The organism is Microbacterium sp. (assembly GCF_051860965.1).
GTDB lineage: Bacteria > Actinomycetota > Actinomycetes > Actinomycetales > Microbacteriaceae > Microbacterium.
This window is the reverse complement of the sequence record NZ_JBIMKU010000001.1, coordinates 364493-381568: the sequence shown is the minus strand read 5'-3', so window position 1 is coordinate 381568 and position 17076 is coordinate 364493. Positions and strand designations below refer to the sequence as shown.

Here is a 17076-nt window from a genome sequence, read left to right as displayed (position 1 = left end):
CACCGCATGACAACGCAAGCGCCGCCGGAACCGCGAGCCGTGCCCGCGCCGAAGGCCACGGCATCCCGTCGCCTCTCGTCGTTCCTCACGACGCACCCGCGGGCACGACTGTCGCTGCTGCTGACCGCGCCGCTGTTCTGGCTCGGCGTTGTCTACATCGTGGCGCTCGTGCTGCTGCTGGTCACCGCGTTCTGGAGCGTCGACAGCTTCACGGGCGAGATCCGCACGGACTGGACGCTCGACAACATCATCACGGTCGTGACCGGCGCGCTGTACCAGACGGTCACGCTGCGCACGCTCGGCGTCGCGCTCCTCGTGACGATCATCGATGTCGCCCTCGCCCTGCCGATCGCGTTCTACATGGCGAAGGTCGCGTCGCCGCGGATGCAGCGGATCCTCGTGATCGCCGTGCTCATGCCGCTGTGGGCCAGCTACCTCGTGAAGGCGTACGCGTGGCGGTCGGTGCTGTCGCAGGAGGGAATCCTCGAATGGGTGCTCGCGCCGTTCGGCATGCACACCCCGGGCTACGGCCTGCCGGCGACCATCATCACGCTGTCCTACCTGTGGCTGCCGTACGTGATCCTGCCGATCTACGCAGGACTCGAGCGGGTGCCGGATTCGCTCCTCGAGGCATCCGCCGACCTGGGCGGCAGGACCTGGCGCACGATCGGCAGCGTCGTGCTGCCGCTGACCTTCCCCGCCATCATCGCGGGCACGATCTTCAGCTTCTCGCTGTCGCTCGGCGACTACATCACGGTGAACATCGTCGGCGGCGCGAATCAGATGCTCGGCAACCTCGTCTACACGAACGTCGGTGCGGCGAACAATCTGCCGCTCGCGGCGGCGATCGCCCTCATCCCGATCGTCATCATCTTCGGCTATCTCGCCCTCGTGCGCCGCACGGGTGCCCTGAACAACCTCTGAGGCGGCGCCATGCGATTGGGAACCTCCGCACGTGTCGTGCTCGGGATCGTCACGGCCGTCATCCTGCTCGTCGTCTACGTGCCGCTTTTCGTCGTGCTCGTGAACTCCTTCTCGACCTCGACGTCGCTCGCTTGGCCGCCGCCCGGGTTCACGCTCGAGTGGTGGGGCAAGGCGTTCCAGAGCGCCGGCGCACTCGAGGCGGTGCTCACGAGCCTGCAGGTCGCGCTCATCTCCACGGCCGTCGCCCTCGTGCTCGGAACGCTCATCTCCCTCGCGCTGCAGCGCTTCGAGTTCTTCGGCCGTGACGCGATCTCGCTGCTGATCATCCTGCCGATCGCCCTCCCCGGCATCATCACGGGCATCGCGCTCAACAACTTCTTCCGCACCATCATGGGGGTGCCGCTGTCGATCTGGACGGTCGTGATCGCCCACGCGACCTTCTGCATCGTGACGGTGTTCAACAACGTGATCGCGCGCCTCCGCCGCACGGGCACGAACCTGGAAGAGGCCTCGGCCGACCTCGGCGCCGGCGTGTGGACGACGTTCCGCCTGATCACCTTCCCGCAGCTGCGCTCGGCACTCCTCGCGGGCGGACTGCTCGCCTTCGCGCTCAGCTTCGACGAGATCATCGTGACGACCTTCACCGCGGGGTCGGGCGTGACGACGCTGCCCATCTTCATCCTCAACAACATGTTCCGGCCGAACCAGGCGCCCGTCGTCTCGGTCATCGCCGTCGTCCTGGTGATCGTCTCGATCGTGCCGATCTACCTCGCGCAGCGCTTGTCCGGCTCGGAGCAGACACGCCGCTGACATGAGGTTCCGCCGCGCGTCGGCGAAGGGCTTCGGCATCCCCTCCATCGAACGGCGCAGCCGATGCCGCGACCCGCAGCCGACGTGAACGACGGGGATGGATGCCGCGCCACGCCCGAAGAGAGGCACCGGTGTCCCGGTGCCTCTCTTGTCCAGCCTTCAGTTCGGTCGGAGGATGCCGCCTGCGTCGGAGGACTCTGTGTGAAACCTCCGACCGAGAGCGAATCCTCCGACCGGATGGAGGTTTACGCCTCCGAACCGCTGCGCCCGCGCGCGAAGCCGGCGTCGAAGCCGCGCTCGTAGGCGCGTTCCGAGCGGCGCTCGCCTCGACCGTCGTGGTCGTGGTGGCCGTGCGGCCGGCCGCGACGGTGCCCCTTGTGGGCGTGCGGGGAGTGGTCGTGCAGGTGCGCCGACGCGTCGCCGTCGCACCCGCGCCCGTGGCCCTCGGGACCGAAGCCGGGACGGAACGCAGGACCGAAGCCGGGACGGAAGCCCGAGTCGGGACCGAACCCGGGGCCGAACGCGAAGCCGCGCCCGCGGCCTCGGCCGAAGGCGAATCTCGGGCCGAATCCGCCGCGAGGACCGCTGTCGACCTCGTCGCCGCCGAGCTCGCGCGCGATCGCTTCGAGCGAAGCCGTCATCGTCGCGTAGTCCTCGGGCGAGACCGCACCGGCGACCCGCTCGCGCAGACCGTCGACGATGCCGCCGAGCCGCTCCTTGGCGGCGCGGCCGTCATCGGTCAGCACCCAGGTGCCGTCGTCGCCCTCTTCGACCCAGCCGCGCTCGGCGAGTCCGCGCAGGCGCTTGCCCTTGCGGGCGATCCGCTCGGCGAGCCCGGGGATCTCGACCTCTCCGGAGAGCACGTTGAGGAGCATCCAGTGCCGGCGCGTGACGCCTTCGCCCTCGAACGCGGCGAGGAACTCCCGCGTGATGAGGCCGTCGACGGTGCGGAGCCAGTAGCCCAGCGGGCGGTCGGATGCGGAGTTCTGTTCATTTTGTGTGGTGTTCATTGTGAATCCTTTCGGGGAGCCGCTCTACGAGGCCGCTCAGGTGAAACATGTAAATATGCATGCATATGTAGTGTGACATGCTTCTTTGTTACATGTCAAGTCGCATGTAAATTGGAGGCATGCCGGATGCCTCGAACTCCGACGCGAGCGACGCGATCGCCGCGGCCCTCGCCCGACTGCGGGGTCGCCGCGGACCGCGCCCTCCGTGGGGACCGCCCGGAGAGCATCCGTTCGGGCGCGGCGGACCGCATCACGGTGGGAACGTCCACGGCGGCCGCGGTCACCACGGTCACGCGACCGGCACGCCTCCGTGGCTCGCCGGAGTCCGTGGCGGCGGTGGTCCCGCGCGACTGCGCCTGCTCGAGGCGCTGGCCTCGGCATCCACCCCGCTCTCGGTCGGCGAGATCGCCGAGGCCATCGGGGTCGACCAGCCGCGCGCGTCGCGGCTCGTTCAGCAGGGCGTCGAGCTCGGCCTCGTGCAGCGCGAAGCCGACCCCGACGACGCGCGCCGCACGCGCGTCGCGCTCACCGAGCAGGGCGCCATGATCGCCCGTCGCTTCCGCGGGGAGCGGAGGGATGCCGTCGCCACCGCGCTCGAGGGCTTCACCGATGCCGAGCGCGCCGAGCTCGCCCGGCTCCTGACCAAGCTCTCAGACGCCTGGCCTCAGGACTGAACGGGCCTGCGCGGCGGGAACTTCACGAGCAGCAGCAGCACAAGACCGACCAGCAGCACGATCGCGATGCCGAGCACGCCGTAGATCGTCGATCCGAACCAGACGATGAAGAGCGTCCACAGCGCGGGCGCCATGAAGCTCGCCACACGGCCCGTCGTCGCATAGAGACCGAAGATCTCGCCCTGCATCCCCTCGGGGGTCACCCGCGCGAGGAGCGATCGCGATGCCGCCTGAGCGGGCCCGACGCACGCGGAGAGGATGAGCCCGCCCACCCAGAACACGATCGTGCCGACTCCGGCGAGGGCGAACACGAGGATCGCCATGAGCACCAGGCCGGACAGTGCCGCGATGATGACCGAGCGGGCGCCGAAGCGGTCGTCCAGGCGACCGGCCAGGATCGTCGAGATGCCCGCGACGACGTTGGCGGCGATCGCGAAGATGAGCACCTCGTTCGTCGTGAAGTGGAACGCGACGGAGGCGAGGATGCCGCCGAACGCGAAGACGCCGGCGAGTCCGTCGCGGTAGACGGCGCTCGCGAACAGGAACCAGAACGTCGGCCGGTGCACCTTGTAGAGCGCCACGATGTCGTTGATCAGCACGGCGTAGCTGCGGAAGAACCCGATCCTCTCCTTCTGCGGCGGCGCGGGCAGAGAGGGGACATTGAGGAAGATGGGGATGGAGAAGAGGATCGTCCACACGGCGCATCCCGCAGCGATGAGCCGATAGGCGAGGCCGTTCGAGGTGTCGAGGCCGAACCAGTCGGCGAACGTCAGGGCGATGACGATCGTCAAGGCGACGATTCCGCCGATGTAGCCGAGGCCCCAGCCCAGACCGCTGACCTTGCCGATCGTCTTCGGCGTCGCCACCTGCACGAGCATGGCGTTGTAGTTGACGCCCGCGATCTCGCTGATGACGGCGCCGAGAGCGAGCACGATCGCGCCGTACCAGAAGAAGGTGGGGTCGGCGAAGGTGAAGAAGAGCGCGAACTGCGCGAGCGCGAGCAGCATCGTGAAGGCGAAGAGCCAGCGCTTGCGCCCGCCCGACCGATCGGCCGTCTGCCCGAGAACCGGCGCGAGGAGCAGGATCAGGATGCCGGCGACCGTCGTGGCGAGTCCGTAGCCGCTGGACAGCTCGGCGAGAGCACGCTCCTTGACCGCGTCGTTCTCGGGGAGCGCGGCGATGTCGGCCGGCAGGAAGCTGTCGGACACGAGATAGAGCGATGCGAAGACGAATGTGAGGATGACGGAGTTGAACGGCTGCGTCGCCCAGTCCCAGAACGCCCACGAGACGACCTGCTTGCGGGGGACCGGCGCTTCGGAACCCGTGTCCTGGTAGACGCCGGCGATCGCCCCGAGCGCCGCCGCGTTCGCGGTGGTCGGCGGGGCAGGCGGCGCCTTGAAGATCGGAGGCTCGGAGGAGGTCGGTTCGGGTCCCATGCTCGTCACGGTAGAGCCCTTCGGTGAACTATCGGTGCATCGACTCGGCGAGGACCGGGAGTGGATGCGACGCCTCGTCGCGCCGCGTGCTCAGGCTAGCCGAATCGATCTGGGCGCCGATGATCAGCGCTGCAGCGCAGAAGCGCGGCGCTGAGTCAACCGGCCGGACTCCGTCGCGCGGCCCATTCGCGCTCGAGGATCCCGTAGCCGCCCGTGTCGGTCCACTCTCCCTTGAGCCACATGTGCTCGAGGATGGCGGACTCGTGGCGCATCCCCAGGCGACGGCAGAGGGCGACGGATGCTTCGTTCCGAGGATCCAGCTCGGCGTAGACGCGGTGGAGTCCGAGAGTGTCGAAGCCGAGCGCCAGAAGAAGTCGCGCGGCTTCGGAGGCGTAGCCGTTGCCCTGCGCGTGCGGCGCGAGGATCCAGCCGATCTCGGCGGTGCGGTCGTCGACGCTCGTGAGGTGGAAGTACATCGTGCCCACGAAGCGGCCGTGCTCGTCGCGGATGGCCGGCTGGAGGTAGTCGCCGACCTCGGCCAGGCGGGTGGCGGCGGCATCCCGAGCCAGCACCTCGACGACCTTCTCGCGCGACCTCGCCTCGTAGAGGAGGTACCTGCAGACGTCGGGATCGGACTGCATCGCGTACAGCGGCTCGAGGTCGTCGGGTCGCAGCAGGTCGAGCGTCACGCGCTCGCCGTGGAGGGGTGCGAAGTCCCAGGGGAGGGTCACGGCTCCATCTTGCCCCGTCCGTGCGCCACTAGGCTCTCCGCATGTCCGACGAGAGCCTCGGCCGGCGGCGCGGGCTCGTCGTCGTGGGGCTGCAGACGCTCGCGCACTCCGTGGGAGAGCACTGATCGAACTTGAGTCGTTCTCTATCAACTTTGATTTGACACCATTCGTCTCCCTGTTCTAAGGTTGAGTCATCGCGGCTCAACCCCTTGAGTCGCCCCACGACTTCATTCGAGAAACCTCGGGCCGGGGCATCCGCTCCGCCCACACAGAAGGAGAAACACATGCCACGTGCAGTGGGAATCGACCTCGGAACCACCAACTCCGTCGTCAGCGTCCTCGAGGGCGGCGAGCCCAAGGTCATCGCCAACGCCGAGGGCTTCCGCACGACCCCGTCGGTCGTCGCCTACACGAAGGACGGCGAGGTGCTCGTCGGCGAGACCGCGAAGCGTCAGGCCGTCACCAACGTCGACCGCACGATCTCGTCCGTCAAGCGCCACATGGGCACCGACTGGAAGACGCAGTCGATCGACGGCAAGCAGTACACGCCGCAGGAGATCTCGGCGCGCATCCTGCAGAAGCTCAAGCGCGACGCCGAGCAGTACCTCGGCGACAGTGTGACGGATGCCGTCATCACGGTGCCCGCCTACTTCAACGACGCCGAGCGTCAGGCCACGAAGGAGGCCGGTGAGATCGCGGGCCTCAACGTGCTCCGCATCATCAACGAGCCCACCGCCGCGGCCCTCGCGTACGGACTCGACCGCGGCAAGGAGGACGAGCTGATCCTCGTCTTCGACCTCGGTGGCGGTACCTTCGACGTCTCGCTGCTCGAAGTGGGCAAGGACGACGACTTCTCGACCATCCAGGTGCGCTCGACCGCGGGCGACAACCGCCTGGGCGGCGACGACTGGGACCAGCGTCTCGTCGACTACTTCATCAAGCAGTTCAAGGACACCACGGGCGTCGACGTCTCGGGTGACAAGATCGCCCTGCAGCGCCTCAAGGAGGCCGCGGAGCAGGCGAAGAAGGAGCTGTCGTCGTCGACCTCGACGTCCGTCAACCTCCCCTACCTCTCGCTGACCGACAGCGGCCCCGTGTCGCTGTCCGAGACGATCACGCGCGCCAAGTTCGAAGAGCTCACGAAGGATCTCCTCGACCGCACCAAGAAGCCCTTCGAGGACGTCATCCGCGAAGCCGGCATCAAGGTCGGCGACATCGACCACGTCGTGCTCGTCGGAGGATCCACGCGCATGCCCGCCGTGTCGGAGCTCGTCAATCGCGAGGCCGGCAAGGAGCCCAACAAGGGCGTGAACCCGGACGAGGTCGTCGCCGTCGGCGCCGCGCTGCAGGCGGGTGTCCTCAAGGGCGAGCGCAAGGACGTCCTGCTCATCGACGTGACCCCCCTGAGCCTCGGCATCGAGACGAAGGGCGGCATCATGACGAAGCTCATCGAGCGCAACACCGCCATCCCGACCAAGCGCTCCGAGACCTTCACGACGGCCGATGACAACCAGCCGTCGGTGGCCATCCAGGTCTTCCAGGGCGAGCGCGACTTCACGCGCGACAACAAGCCCCTCGGAACCTTCGAGCTCACCGGCATCGCACCGGCGCCCCGCGGCATCCCGCAGGTCGAGGTCACGTTCGACATCGACGCGAACGGCATCGTCCACGTGTCGGCGAAGGACAAGGGCACCGGCAAGGAGCAGTCGATGACCATCACCGGCGGTTCGTCGCTGCCCAAGGAGGACATCGAGCGCATGGTGCGCGAGGCCGAGGAGAACGCGGCCGACGACAAGAAGCGCCGTGAGGCCGCTGAGGTCCGCAACCAGGCCGAGACCCTCTCGTACTCGATCGAGAAGCTCATCAAGGACAACGACGACAAGCTCCCCGCTGACGTCAAGTCCGAGGTGCAGGCCGACGTGGATGCGCTCAAGACGGCGCTCGCAGGTGACGACGACGACGCGGTGAAGAACGCGTTCGACAAGCTCAACCAGAGCCAGGGCAAGCTCGGCGAGGCGATCTACGCCTCCAGCCAGGCGGCCGGCGAGCCCGGCGACCCGACGGTGACCGACCCGGGCAACGGCGAGGTGCCGAACCCCGAAGAGGATGTCATCGACGCCGAGGTCGTCGAGGACGAGGACGAGGACAAGAAGTAATCATGACCGACAAGGACTTCGACAACGACGAGGTCCGTCCGGACGACGAGGGGTCGGAGACGAATGTCTCCGACCCCGCGTCGCAGGAGGACGAACTGACCGTCGACGACATCCTGGGTGCCGCGCAGACCGACGAGGCGATCGTCGGCGACGACGCGGTCGACCTGCCGCCCGAGGCGGCCGGATACCTCGCCGACCTCAAGCGGCTGACGGCCGAGTACGCGAACTACCGCCGCCGCACCGAGGAGCAGCGTCAGGTCGAGATCGAGCGCGCGAAGGGCGCTGCGGCCACGAGCCTCGTGCCCGTGCTCGACGACCTCGACCGCGCTCAGAAGCACGGCGACCTGATCGACGGCACGCCTTTCGCAGCGATCGCCGAGAAGGTCCGTGCCGTCGCCGAGCGCTTGGGCGTCACGGCCTACGGCGCCGCGGGAGAGACGTTCGACCCGCAGCAGCACGAGGCGATCTTCCAGGTCCCGACGCCCGGTACGACCGAGTCGACGATCCTCGAGGTCGTCGAGGTCGGCTACCGCCTGGGTGCCATCGAGCTTCGTCCCGCAAAGGTCGTCGTCGCGGTCCCGGGGGAGTAGGCGATGGCCAGTCAGGACTGGTTCGACAAGGACTTCTACAAGGTGCTCGGCGTCTCGAAGGACATCTCCGACGCCGATCTCAAGAAGACCTATCGCAAGCTCGCCCGCAAGTACCACCCCGACTCCAATCAGGGAGACGCGGCGGCCGAAGCGAAGTTCAAGGAGGTCAGCGAGGCGTACTCGGTGTTGAGCGACTCCGAGCAGCGCGCGGAGTACGACCAGATCAGGGCGATGGGCGCAGGCAACGCGCGGTTCACGGCGAGCGGCCAGGGCGCCGGCGGCTTCGAGGACGTCTTCTCGCGGTTCGGTCAGCGCGGCGGCGGCCGCCAGGATCCGCAGGACTTCGAGGACATCTTCTCGATGTTCGGACAGCAGGGCGGCTTCGGCTCGGGCCGGTTCGGGCAGTCGACGGGCGGATTCCGCGGCTACGGCGGTCCGACCCGCGGGGCCGATGTCACGGCCCGGACGACGATCGACTTCGTCACGGCGACCAAGGGCGAGACGATCACCCTCCAGGGCGAGGATGGCAAGCCGTTCAAGGTCAAGATCCCGGCAGGGGTGTCGGACGGCCAGAAGATCCGCCTCCGCGGTCGCGGTCGCCCTTCGCCCGACGGCGGCGAGACCGGTGACATCGTCGTGCAGGTGGCGGTGCGCCCGCATCCCGTCTTCACGCGCGAGGGACTCAACCTGCGCGTCGTGGTGCCGGTGACGTTCACCGAGGCGGCGCTCGGCGCGACGATCGAGGTGCCGACGCTCGGCGGCGATCCGGTCAAGCTGCGCGTGGCGCCGGGCACCCCTTCGGGCCGTGTGCTGCGGGTCAAGGGTCGCGGGGTCGAGACGTCCAAGGGCACGGGCGACCTCCTCGCCGAAGTGCAGGTCGCGGTGCCGTCGCACCTCGACGACGACGCACGAGAGGCTCTGCAGAGGTTCCACGATCTCGAGCCGAAGGAGAATCCGCGCGCCGACCTCATGTCGAAGGCCCGCGGCTAGGACGATAGGCAGGAGGTGGATGCATGAGTGACGACGACATCGACGAGAACGCCCCGATCTTCGCGATCGCGGTGGCTGCCGAGCTCTCGGGCATGCATCCGCAGACGCTCCGCCAGTACGACCGCCTGGGCCTCGTCGTGGCGAACCGCACGCAGGGTGGTTCGCGTCGATATTCGCTTCGCCACGTCGAGCAGCTGCGCGAGGTCGCCCGCATGTCGAGCGAGGGTATCGGCCTCCCCGCGATCGCGCGGATCCTCGATCTCGAGAACCGCGTGCGCGAGTTGCACGGCCGCGTGCACGAGCTCGAGACGCGGGTGCGCGACGAACTCGAGCGACGTCCGGGTGCGCGCGTCTTCGCAGCCGGCCCGTCGGGCGCCGTCGTCTCGATGCGCCACGGCACGCGTGTCCGCCGCGCGACCGAACTCGTCGTGTGGCGCCCGCGCCGTCAGCTGCCCGCGCCCGACGCGAGCGCCGAGGTCGACCAGGAGGGCTGACCCATGGTGCGCGCTGGCGCTGCCCGTCACACTGGGTCGATGGCGACCTTCGACGACGTCCGCGCGATCGCGCTGAGTCTGCCCGAGACGCACGAGGCGATCGAAGGCCACGGCGGCGGGGCGATGTGGCGCACGAAGAACGGGGGCTTCGTCTGGGAGCGCGGGCCGCGCAAGAGCGATCTGGCTGCCCTCGAGAAGATCGGGCGGGAGTGGCCGGACGGCCCGACGGCAGCGGTGCGCACCGACGGGAATGACGAGAAGGAGGCGCTCCTGGCATCCTTCCCCGACGTGTTCTTCACGATCCCGCACTTCGACGGGTTCCCCGCCGTGCTGCTGCGCCTCGACGCGATCGGTGTCGAACAGCTGCGCGAGGTCATCACCGATGCCTGGATCGTCAAAGCCCCCAAGCGTCTCGCCAGAGACTGGCTCGCGGCTCAGGGGCTCGGGGACTGAGCCGCGACGAACGCGTCGTAGTCCTTGCGCGACAGCGCCGCGTACGCGATCGCCCACTCGAGCAGCGCTTCGCCGACCACGCGGCCGTTGCCGATGTACCCCGCGACCACCGCCGCGTTCGCAGACTGCGAGTGCGCCCGCGCCAGCGTCGCCGCGCATGACTCGGCATAGACCCGGAACGGCCGGTCGTCGAGCTCCTCGGTCTCGATGCCGCCCTTCATGTCGTGGAACTGCCGCACGTAGAAGTCGCCCTGGTAAGCCTGGAGGTGTCCGAGGAAGGGGTCCGAGACCGCTTGCAGGATGCGCTGCAGCGCGACGACGCGACCCCCCTCGCCGTACTGCGCGACGTGGTCGACGAGTGCCGCGGGCTGCTCGATGCCGCCGTACTCCTCGAGCACGCTGCGCCCCGCCTCCTTGCCCTGCAGGATGAGCGCGTTGCCCTCGCCGTCCTGCATGAGCACGAGCGTGCACAGCGTGCCGACGCTCCCGACCCCGACGACGCGTCGAGCGATGTCCGACACCGTGTAGTTGGTCAGCAGCATCCGGATGTCGACGTTCGCCGACATCGCGTACGCGCGCACGTTGTCGCGCAGGCGCGCCTCGACTTCGGCAGTCCCGTGCACCATCGTCGGCGGCTGCTCGATGAACACCTTCCGCCCGCTCGGCAGCGTCTCGGTGAGCTTCTTCGTCGCACGATCGCCGGTGCGCTTCTCGGCGTCGCGGATCGCCTCGCGCAGCACGGCACGCGTCTCGCTGTCGGCGCTCTGCGCGATCGCGGTGACGTCGAAGTGCTCGAAGAAGCGGGTGAGAGGGCTCTGCTTCGCCGTCGCCGCCATCGAGCGCGCGTACGTGCGCACGGCGGCGAGCGCGGCATCCATCACGACGTCGTCGTCGCGCGACGTCGCCTGCCCGCCGATCACGATGCTCGTCACCAGCCGCTTGACGTCCCACTCCCAGGGGGCCCATGCGGCTTCGTCGAAGTCGTTCAGGTCGAACGCCAGGGTGCGCTGGGGCGATGCGTAGAAGCCGAAGTTCGCGACGTGCGCGTCACCGCAGGAGGGGACGAGGATGCCGCTGTGCGGATCCTCGGCGAGGTCGGCCGCTTGCAGCGCGGCTGTGCCCCGATAGAACGCGAAGGGGCTCGCGGCCATGCGCTCCATGCGCAGCGGGACGAGCTCCGGCACGCGCGTGGAGTTCTGACGGTCGAGGATGCCGAGGGGGTCGCGCTCACCGACGGTCAGGCGCGAGAGTGCGCTGCGCGGTACCCGCTGGCGCGCGGCCCGGCCCTCGGCCATGCGCTCGGCGACGGTGGGCGGCATCGCCCACGAAGCCTCGAAGGCGTTCTGCGTCGTGTCGCTCATGTCGACATCCTGGCGCAGGTCTCGCCGCCGGACACCGGGGAGCGCTAATCTCACCCCGTGATATCACCCTCTGCTCCCGCGTCGCGCCGGGAATCCCGCGTTCTCGCCGCCGCATCGGGCGATGCCGACGTGGCGGGGGAGCGATCGCTCGAGACTCTCGCGCTGGGCGCCGGCGCGGCATCCTTCGTCCTCTCCGGCGTCGTCTCGCTCATCGTCTTCCGGTTCCAGGACGCACCGATCTCGGGACCGGGGTCCGTCGGGCAGTACGCGGCGATCGCCTCCGCGGTCGTCGCGATCCTCGCCTTCGTCGCCGGGCGGCTGCTGGTCGGCACAGGGGGCAGGCTCCACTGGCTGGACGTCGTCGACATCGCCGCCCTCGCGTTCGCACACGCGATCATCGCGCTTCTGACGTGGACGCTCCTCGCGGTCATCCTCGAGCGGGGCTTCATCGGCGCCGAGGTCTTCGCGCTCCCGGTCGTCATCCTGTCGGGCGCGGTCGCGGCGGTGACGGGCTACGTCGTGTTCTACTCCGCGACGCACATGGACCTGCAGCTGCTCGCCGTCGTGCTCGCGGTCTTCCTGACCGAGGGCGTGATCGCGAGCATGCTGACGGCGGGCGACCCGAACTGGTGGAAAGACAATCTGAGTGCGCTGGGCATGACGAACGATCTGTCGGCGATGACGTTCAATCTGGCGCTCATCGTCGCGGGCATCATCGTCACGACCCTCGCCCGGTACACCGTGCGCGGCATCCCGACCCCCAACCCCCACGGCCTCGCGCGCGTGCGGATCTGCCTCATCGTCGTGGGCATCTTCCTGGGGCTCGTGGGGGTGTTCCCCGTCGACCGGTTCTTCGCCATCCACACGGCGGTCGCATCGGGCATGGTGGTCGCCTTCGGCATCCTCGTCTTCCGGCTGCACATCTGGATTCCCGACCTGCCGCGCGCGTTCATCGTGCTCGGATGGATCTTCACGGCGGTGATCGTCGTGCTCGCGGTGTTCTTCGCGGTCGGCTACTACACCCTGACCGCCGTCGAGCTCGTCGCCGGCATCCTGATCTTCGCGTGGATCATCCTCTTCATCCGCAACGCCGCCGCCCTGCAGCAGGACACCGGCGGCGCCGTGTGACGACGGCAGGCCTGCGGACGACGACGCTGCGCCGCGGCTAAAGTGCGAGCATGACCGATGCGCGACCGGCGGAGCAGGCCGAGTTCCCCCTGAAGCCGGGGGAGACGGCGGCCACTCACCGGTGGTCGCAGATCATGTACTGGCCCCTCACGGTCGCGGCGATCCTGTTCCTGATCACCTACACGATCCACGTGGTCGGCGACCTCAGCGGCACGGCCGCGACGGCGACGACCACCATCATCGGTGCTGTCTGGCTGCTGTTCCTCGTCGACTACCTCGGGCGGCTCATGCTCGCGAACCCGCGGTCGGCGTGGTTCCGCTCGCATCTCGCCGCGCTGTCGATGGTGGTCGTCCCGGCGATCCGGCCCGTGCGGCTGCTCGACACCTTCACGCGCGTGTTCGGCCGGTCAGCCGCGTCCAACCTGCGAGCCAAGCTGCTGATCTACGGCATCGGCTCGGCGCTCCTGCTCATCTGGTACATCTCCCTCATCGTGCTGCAGTTCGAGCGGCACGCGCCGGGCGCGACGATCAAGACCTACGGCGACTCCGTCTGGTGGGCGTTCTGCACCGTGACGACGGTGGGCTACGGCGACTACGTGCCGGTCACCGCGCCCGGGCGCGTCGCCGCGGTGGTGCTGATGGCGGGCGGAGTCGTGCTCGTCGGACTCATCGTCGCGACGATGTCGTCGCTGGTGTACGAGCGGGTCGCGAAGGACCCGCAGGCCGAGCTCCCGGTGCCGATGCTGCACCTGCGCCGGAAGAAGAGGTCCGAGCAGGATTCCGACGCGGCATCCGAGTAGGGGGCGATATCGCCCCGGACGGGTGACGTCGCCGCGGAGCCGCGGAGGCAGGGTGATCTCATGACGACGCCCAGCCTGGACGACCTGACCGAACTCGCCGAAGAGGCGTACTCGTACTTCTACTCACTCGTGACGATGGATGCCACACGGCTCCAGCTGACGGATACGACGCGTCCCGGCGCCCTCGGCCACGCCGCGCCGAACACTCTCGGGCATGTGCGCGCCTTCCCACCGGGCGACTTCCGCGCCGTCGTCGCGCCGAACTTCGACACGCTCTACTCGAGCGCGTGGCTCGATCTCTCGGACGGCCCGCTCGTGCTCGACGTGCCCGACAGCGGCGGGCGGTACTACCTGCTCCCGTTCCTCGACATGTGGACGGATGCCTTCGCCGTTCCCGGCAAGCGGACGACCGGCACCGGAGCATCCCGTCATGTGATCGTGCCGCCCGGGTGGGACGGCGCGCTGCCCGCGGACGCCGACGTCATCCACGCGCCGACCTCGGTCCTGTGGATGATCGGGCGTACGCAGACGAACGGTCCCTCCGACTACGACGCGGTGCACGTCTTCCAGGACGGCCTGAAGCTCGCGCGTGTCGACGGCGGCGAGCCGTCGCACGCCGTGCGCACGTCGGTGGCTCCGGCATCCTTCGACCACACGGCGGACCCGCTCGCAGCCGTCAACGCGCTCTCGGCCGTGGACTTCTTCGGCTACGCGTCGCGACTCATGGCGCAGTACCCGCCGCACCCGACCGACTTCTCCATGCTCGCGCGACTGAAGGACATCGGGATCGTGCCCGGCGAGGAGTTCGACGCGTCGCGCTTCGACGCGGACCAGACGGCCGCCCTCGAAGCCGGCGCGAAGGCCGCGCTGCAGCTCCAGCTCAGCCGCCTCAACAGCCTGGCACGCGTCGCCAACGGGTGGGGCCTCAACACCGACACGATGGGCGTCTACGGCAACTACTACCTCAAACGCGCGATCGTCACGATGGTCGGGCTCGGTGCGAATCCGCCCGAGGACGCCGTCTATCCGATCCTGGTGGAGGATGCCGCGGGAGCTCCCGTCGTGGGGGAGAACGACTACGTCCAGCACTTCGAGGCATCCGACCTGCCGCCGGTGAACGCGTTCTGGTCGGTCACGATGTACGACCACGACAGCTTCCAGGCGCCCAACCCGCTCAACCGCTTCGCCCTCGGCGATCGCGATCCGCTGCACTACAACGCCGACGGATCGCTCGACATGTACTACGGACCGACCGACCCGGGCGGGGACGGAACAGCGAACTGGCTGCCCGCGCCCGCCGGACCGCTGCGCATCATCATGCGGCTCTACTCGCCCAAGCCCTCCGTGCTCAACGGCACGTGGGCGCCGCCGCCCGTTGCGGTGCGCTGACATCCGGGCGTCGCGCGCCGCCGGGGCGGTACGGGGGTCGCGCCGATAGCCTGACGTCGTGAAGCGCGTCCCGCAGCCGGCCCCCGCAGCGCCGCCCGCACTGTCTCCGACGTTGCGCGTGCTGCTCGGGCTCGCCGCAGCCGTCATCGCGCTCGCCGGGCTCTCCTTCGCCCGCGAGCTCGTCGGCCCGCTCGCGCTGGCCGCGGTCATCGTCATCATCTGTCATCCGCTGCGGCATCCGCTGGAACGGCGGGGCTGGCCGTCCTGGACCGCGACGACCGCCGTCATCGTGCTCGCGTACCTGATCCTCGCCGTGATGGTCGCCCTGCTGTGGTTCGCGGGCACGCAGTTCGTGAAGCTCGTCGCCGACTACTCCGACGAGCTGCAGGCGACCGCTCACGCGGTCGTCGCGTGGCTGCAGTCCGTAGGCCTCGACGACCAGGCGGCCGATGCGACGGGTGCGCTCCTGAAGCCCGAGACGATCGCGTCGTTCGCGGCGTCCCTCGGTGGCACCGTCCTGAATGTGCTCACGGCCTTCTTCTTCGTCCTCGCGTACGTCATCTTCATGGCGGCCGACGGCGCGCGATACGCGCGGGCCGAGGCATCCTTCGGCGCCTCGATCCGCAGCACGGTCCGCAGGTTCCAGGTGTTCAACACCGGGGTCCGGCGGTACTACGTCGTGAATGCGATCTTCGGCGCGATCGTCGCGATCATCGACGGCCTCGCGCTGTGGGCTCTCGGAGTGCCTGCGCCCGTCGTGTGGGCGATCCTCGCGTTCGTCACGAACTTCGTGCCGAACATCGGCTTCGTGCTCGGGCTCATCCCGCCCGCCCTGCTCGCGCTGGTCGTCGGCGGGTGGCCCATGATGCTCGTCGTCATCGCGATCTACTGCGTCGTCAACGTCACGCTGCAGGTGCTCATCCAGCCGAAGTTCGTCAGCGACGCCGTCGACCTGAGTCTCACGCTGAGCTTCTTCTCCGTCATCTTCTGGACCTTCATCATCGGACCCCTCGGCGCGATCCTCTCGATCCCCCTGACGCTGTTCGTGCGGGCGCTGATCCTCGAGGGCGATCCCGGCAAGAGATGGCTGAGATGGCTGTCGGGGGATGCCGCGGCCGCGCGTTCTCCCGATCCGCTGCTCTGATCGCCTCACACGTCGCGCGCGAGGCGGAAGCCGATGTGCGACATCCCGGTGTCCTCGGCCTGAGGTGATCGCGCGGCTGGCCGGAAGCGCAGGCAGTACTCGGGCGAGCACAGGTGCGAGCCGCCCTTGAGCACGCGGCGCGGGATCGCGGGGAAGCCCTCCTGCGCGCTCGCGGCGGCGAGCAGGTTCGCGCGCTTGCCGGCATCCACCGCCTTATCGGACAGCCGCAGGTGGCGCGGCGTGTAGAAGTCGCTCGTCCACTCCCACACGTTGCCGGTCATGTCGAAGAGGCCGTAGCCGTTCGCGGGGTACGACCCGACCGGCGCCGTCCCGCCGACGCCGCGGTTGTCGTAGGGGAAGCGCCCGAGCCACGAGTTCGCCTGAGCGATCCCGCCCGGGTACGGCTCGTCGCCCCACGCGAACAGGGCGCCCACGAGTCCGCCGCGAGCGGCGTACTCGTGCTCCGCCTCGGTCGGGAGGCGTCCGCCCGCCCATTCCGCGTGGGCCACGGCATCCTCGTAGGCGATGTGGACGACGGGATGCCGCAGCAGCCCGTCGATCGATGAGTCGGGCCCGGCGGGCCGACGCCAGAAGGCTCCGGGCTGCCAGCGCCACCATGCGCGCCAGTCGTCGAGGTCCACAGGTCCGCTCGTCGGTGTGAAGACCATCGCGCCGGGGACGAGGTCGGCCGGATCGGCGCCAGGGAACGCCGCGGGATCGAGCTCGCGCTCGGCGACCGTCACGTAGCCGGTGTCGTCGACGAAGCGTGCGTAGTCCTCGTTCGTCACCTCGTACCGGTCGATCTCGAAGGCTGCGAGTCGGCGTTCGTGGACGGGCCGCTCGTCGGGATAGAAGTCCTCCGACCCCATGCGCAGGATGCCCGCGTCGATGAGCACCATGTCGCGCCCGGGTCCGCCCATACGCCCAACCGTAGCCCCGCCGATTCGCTCAGGGCGTAGCGCCGGGAATGGAGGGATGTCGGCACG

General features: G+C 68.9%; 17 protein-coding genes. 12 read left to right on the top strand and 5 right to left on the bottom strand.

What is annotated here, in order from left to right:
- Positions 1 to 6: 6 nt before the first annotated feature.
- Both ACTIFV_RS01700 and ACTIFV_RS01695 read left to right on the top strand, forming a co-directional pair.
- Positions 7 to 924 carry an ABC transporter permease gene (locus ACTIFV_RS01700; protein WP_439591075.1) on the top strand — a complete coding sequence of 306 codons (918 nt, stop codon included), beginning with the start codon at positions 7 to 9 and terminating at the stop codon, positions 922 to 924.
- A 9-nt stretch (positions 925 to 933) separates the two neighbouring features.
- Positions 934 to 1734 carry an ABC transporter permease gene (locus ACTIFV_RS01695; RefSeq protein ID WP_439591074.1) on the top strand — a complete coding sequence of 267 codons (801 nt, stop codon included), beginning with the start codon at positions 934 to 936 and terminating at the stop codon, positions 1732 to 1734.
- Positions 1735 to 1979: 245 nt separating this feature from the next.
- Here ACTIFV_RS01695 and ACTIFV_RS01690 read toward each other — a convergent pair whose 3' ends face one another.
- Positions 1980 to 2744, bottom strand: coding sequence for a MarR family winged helix-turn-helix transcriptional regulator (locus tag ACTIFV_RS01690; RefSeq protein ID WP_439591073.1), 765 nt, complete (start codon positions 2742 to 2744; stop codon positions 1980 to 1982).
- A gap of 119 nt (positions 2745 to 2863) precedes the next feature.
- On the opposite strand from ACTIFV_RS01690, the gene ACTIFV_RS01685 reads away from it, so the two are divergent.
- Positions 2864 to 3418, top strand: coding sequence for a MarR family winged helix-turn-helix transcriptional regulator (locus ACTIFV_RS01685; RefSeq protein ID WP_439591072.1), 555 nt, complete (start codon positions 2864 to 2866; stop codon positions 3416 to 3418).
- Here ACTIFV_RS01685 and ACTIFV_RS01680 read toward each other — a convergent pair.
- Both ACTIFV_RS01680 and ACTIFV_RS01675 read right to left on the bottom strand, forming a co-directional pair.
- Positions 3409 to 4854 carry an MFS transporter gene (locus ACTIFV_RS01680; RefSeq protein ID WP_439591071.1) on the bottom strand — a complete coding sequence of 482 codons (1446 nt, stop codon included), beginning with the start codon at positions 4852 to 4854 and terminating at the stop codon, positions 3409 to 3411. The genes ACTIFV_RS01685 and ACTIFV_RS01680 overlap by 10 nt on opposite strands.
- Before the next feature lie 155 nt (positions 4855 to 5009).
- Positions 5010 to 5585 (bottom strand): GNAT family N-acetyltransferase, encoded by a 576-nt coding sequence (locus tag ACTIFV_RS01675; RefSeq protein WP_439591070.1) that lies wholly within the window; start codon positions 5583 to 5585, stop codon positions 5010 to 5012.
- 284 nt (positions 5586 to 5869) lie between these two features.
- On the opposite strand from ACTIFV_RS01675, the gene dnaK reads away from it, so the two are divergent.
- Genes dnaK through ACTIFV_RS01650 form a run of 5 tightly spaced genes read left to right on the top strand, consistent with a single transcriptional unit; the run spans position 5870 to position 10268 of the window.
- Positions 5870 to 7741, top strand: a complete 1872-nt coding sequence (dnaK, locus tag ACTIFV_RS01670) for a molecular chaperone DnaK (RefSeq protein ID WP_439591069.1) — start codon at positions 5870 to 5872, stop codon at positions 7739 to 7741.
- A 2-nt stretch (positions 7742 to 7743) separates the two neighbouring features.
- Positions 7744 to 8331: a nucleotide exchange factor GrpE gene (locus tag ACTIFV_RS01665; protein ID WP_439591068.1), complete on the top strand. Its 588-nt coding sequence runs from the start codon at positions 7744 to 7746 to the stop codon at positions 8329 to 8331.
- Between the two features lie 3 nt (positions 8332 to 8334).
- Positions 8335 to 9321: a DnaJ C-terminal domain-containing protein gene (locus ACTIFV_RS01660; RefSeq protein ID WP_439591067.1), complete on the top strand. Its 987-nt coding sequence runs from the start codon at positions 8335 to 8337 to the stop codon at positions 9319 to 9321.
- A gap of 23 nt (positions 9322 to 9344) precedes the next feature.
- Positions 9345 to 9815: a heat shock protein transcriptional repressor HspR gene (locus ACTIFV_RS01655; protein ID WP_439591066.1), complete on the top strand. Its 471-nt coding sequence runs from the start codon at positions 9345 to 9347 to the stop codon at positions 9813 to 9815.
- 39 nt (positions 9816 to 9854) lie between these two features.
- The gene (locus ACTIFV_RS01650) at positions 9855 to 10268 is read left to right on the top strand and encodes an MmcQ/YjbR family DNA-binding protein (protein ID WP_439591065.1); all 414 of its coding nucleotides are present in this window, start codon (positions 9855 to 9857) and stop codon (positions 10266 to 10268) included.
- On the opposite strand, the gene ACTIFV_RS01645 is transcribed toward ACTIFV_RS01650, so the two are convergent.
- On the bottom strand, positions 10250 to 11629 hold the full coding sequence (locus tag ACTIFV_RS01645) for a DUF2252 domain-containing protein (protein ID WP_439591064.1): 1380 nt from the start codon (positions 11627 to 11629) through the stop codon (positions 10250 to 10252). The genes ACTIFV_RS01650 and ACTIFV_RS01645 overlap by 19 nt on opposite strands.
- A 57-nt stretch (positions 11630 to 11686) precedes the next feature.
- On the opposite strand from ACTIFV_RS01645, the gene ACTIFV_RS01640 reads away from it, so the two are divergent.
- From ACTIFV_RS01640 to ACTIFV_RS01625, 4 genes are read left to right on the top strand one after another with little or no spacing between them, the layout of a single operon-like run.
- Positions 11687 to 12757, top strand: a complete 1071-nt coding sequence (locus ACTIFV_RS01640) for a DUF998 domain-containing protein (RefSeq protein ID WP_439591063.1) — start codon at positions 11687 to 11689, stop codon at positions 12755 to 12757.
- Positions 12758 to 12807: 50 nt separating this feature from the next.
- Positions 12808 to 13557, top strand: a complete 750-nt coding sequence (locus tag ACTIFV_RS01635; protein WP_439591062.1) for a potassium channel family protein — start codon at positions 12808 to 12810, stop codon at positions 13555 to 13557.
- A 60-nt stretch (positions 13558 to 13617) separates the two neighbouring features.
- Complete coding sequence (locus ACTIFV_RS01630; RefSeq protein ID WP_439591061.1) at positions 13618 to 14946, top strand: DUF1254 domain-containing protein; 1329 nt, start codon at positions 13618 to 13620, stop codon at positions 14944 to 14946.
- A 58-nt stretch (positions 14947 to 15004) separates the two neighbouring features.
- On the top strand, positions 15005 to 16090 hold the full coding sequence (locus ACTIFV_RS01625; protein ID WP_439591060.1) for an AI-2E family transporter: 1086 nt from the start codon (positions 15005 to 15007) through the stop codon (positions 16088 to 16090).
- A gap of 5 nt (positions 16091 to 16095) precedes the next feature.
- Here the strand turns inward: ACTIFV_RS01625 and ACTIFV_RS01620 are convergent, their stop codons facing one another.
- Positions 16096 to 16989, bottom strand: a complete 894-nt coding sequence (locus ACTIFV_RS01620) for a formylglycine-generating enzyme family protein (RefSeq protein ID WP_439591381.1) — start codon at positions 16987 to 16989, stop codon at positions 16096 to 16098.
- Positions 16990 to 17076: the final 87 nt, after the last annotated feature.

Bases quoted from the DNA above. Each gene is read 5' to 3' on its own strand.
- ACTIFV_RS01700 (WP_439591075.1), top strand. From the start codon at position 7: ATGACAACGCAAGCGCCGCCGGAACCGCGAGCCGTGCCCGCGCCGAAG.
- ACTIFV_RS01695 (WP_439591074.1), top strand. From the start codon at position 934: ATGCGATTGGGAACCTCCGCACGTGTCGTGCTCGGGATCGTCACGGCC.
- ACTIFV_RS01690 (WP_439591073.1), bottom strand. From the start codon at position 2,744: ATGAACACCACACAAAATGAACAGAACTCCGCATCCGACCGCCCGCTG.
- ACTIFV_RS01685 (WP_439591072.1), top strand. From the start codon at position 2,864: ATGCCGGATGCCTCGAACTCCGACGCGAGCGACGCGATCGCCGCGGCC.
- ACTIFV_RS01680 (WP_439591071.1), bottom strand. From the start codon at position 4,854: ATGGGACCCGAACCGACCTCCTCCGAGCCTCCGATCTTCAAGGCGCCG.
- dnaK (WP_439591069.1), top strand. From the start codon at position 5,870: ATGCCACGTGCAGTGGGAATCGACCTCGGAACCACCAACTCCGTCGTC.
- ACTIFV_RS01665 (WP_439591068.1), top strand. From the start codon at position 7,744: ATGACCGACAAGGACTTCGACAACGACGAGGTCCGTCCGGACGACGAG.
- ACTIFV_RS01660 (WP_439591067.1), top strand. From the start codon at position 8,335: ATGGCCAGTCAGGACTGGTTCGACAAGGACTTCTACAAGGTGCTCGGC.
- ACTIFV_RS01655 (WP_439591066.1), top strand. From the start codon at position 9,345: ATGAGTGACGACGACATCGACGAGAACGCCCCGATCTTCGCGATCGCG.
- ACTIFV_RS01650 (WP_439591065.1), top strand. From the start codon at position 9,855: ATGGCGACCTTCGACGACGTCCGCGCGATCGCGCTGAGTCTGCCCGAG.
- ACTIFV_RS01645 (WP_439591064.1), bottom strand. From the start codon at position 11,629: ATGAGCGACACGACGCAGAACGCCTTCGAGGCTTCGTGGGCGATGCCG.
- ACTIFV_RS01635 (WP_439591062.1), top strand. From the start codon at position 12,808: ATGACCGATGCGCGACCGGCGGAGCAGGCCGAGTTCCCCCTGAAGCCG.
- ACTIFV_RS01630 (WP_439591061.1), top strand. From the start codon at position 13,618: ATGACGACGCCCAGCCTGGACGACCTGACCGAACTCGCCGAAGAGGCG.
- ACTIFV_RS01620 (WP_439591381.1), bottom strand. From the start codon at position 16,989: ATGGTGCTCATCGACGCGGGCATCCTGCGCATGGGGTCGGAGGACTTC.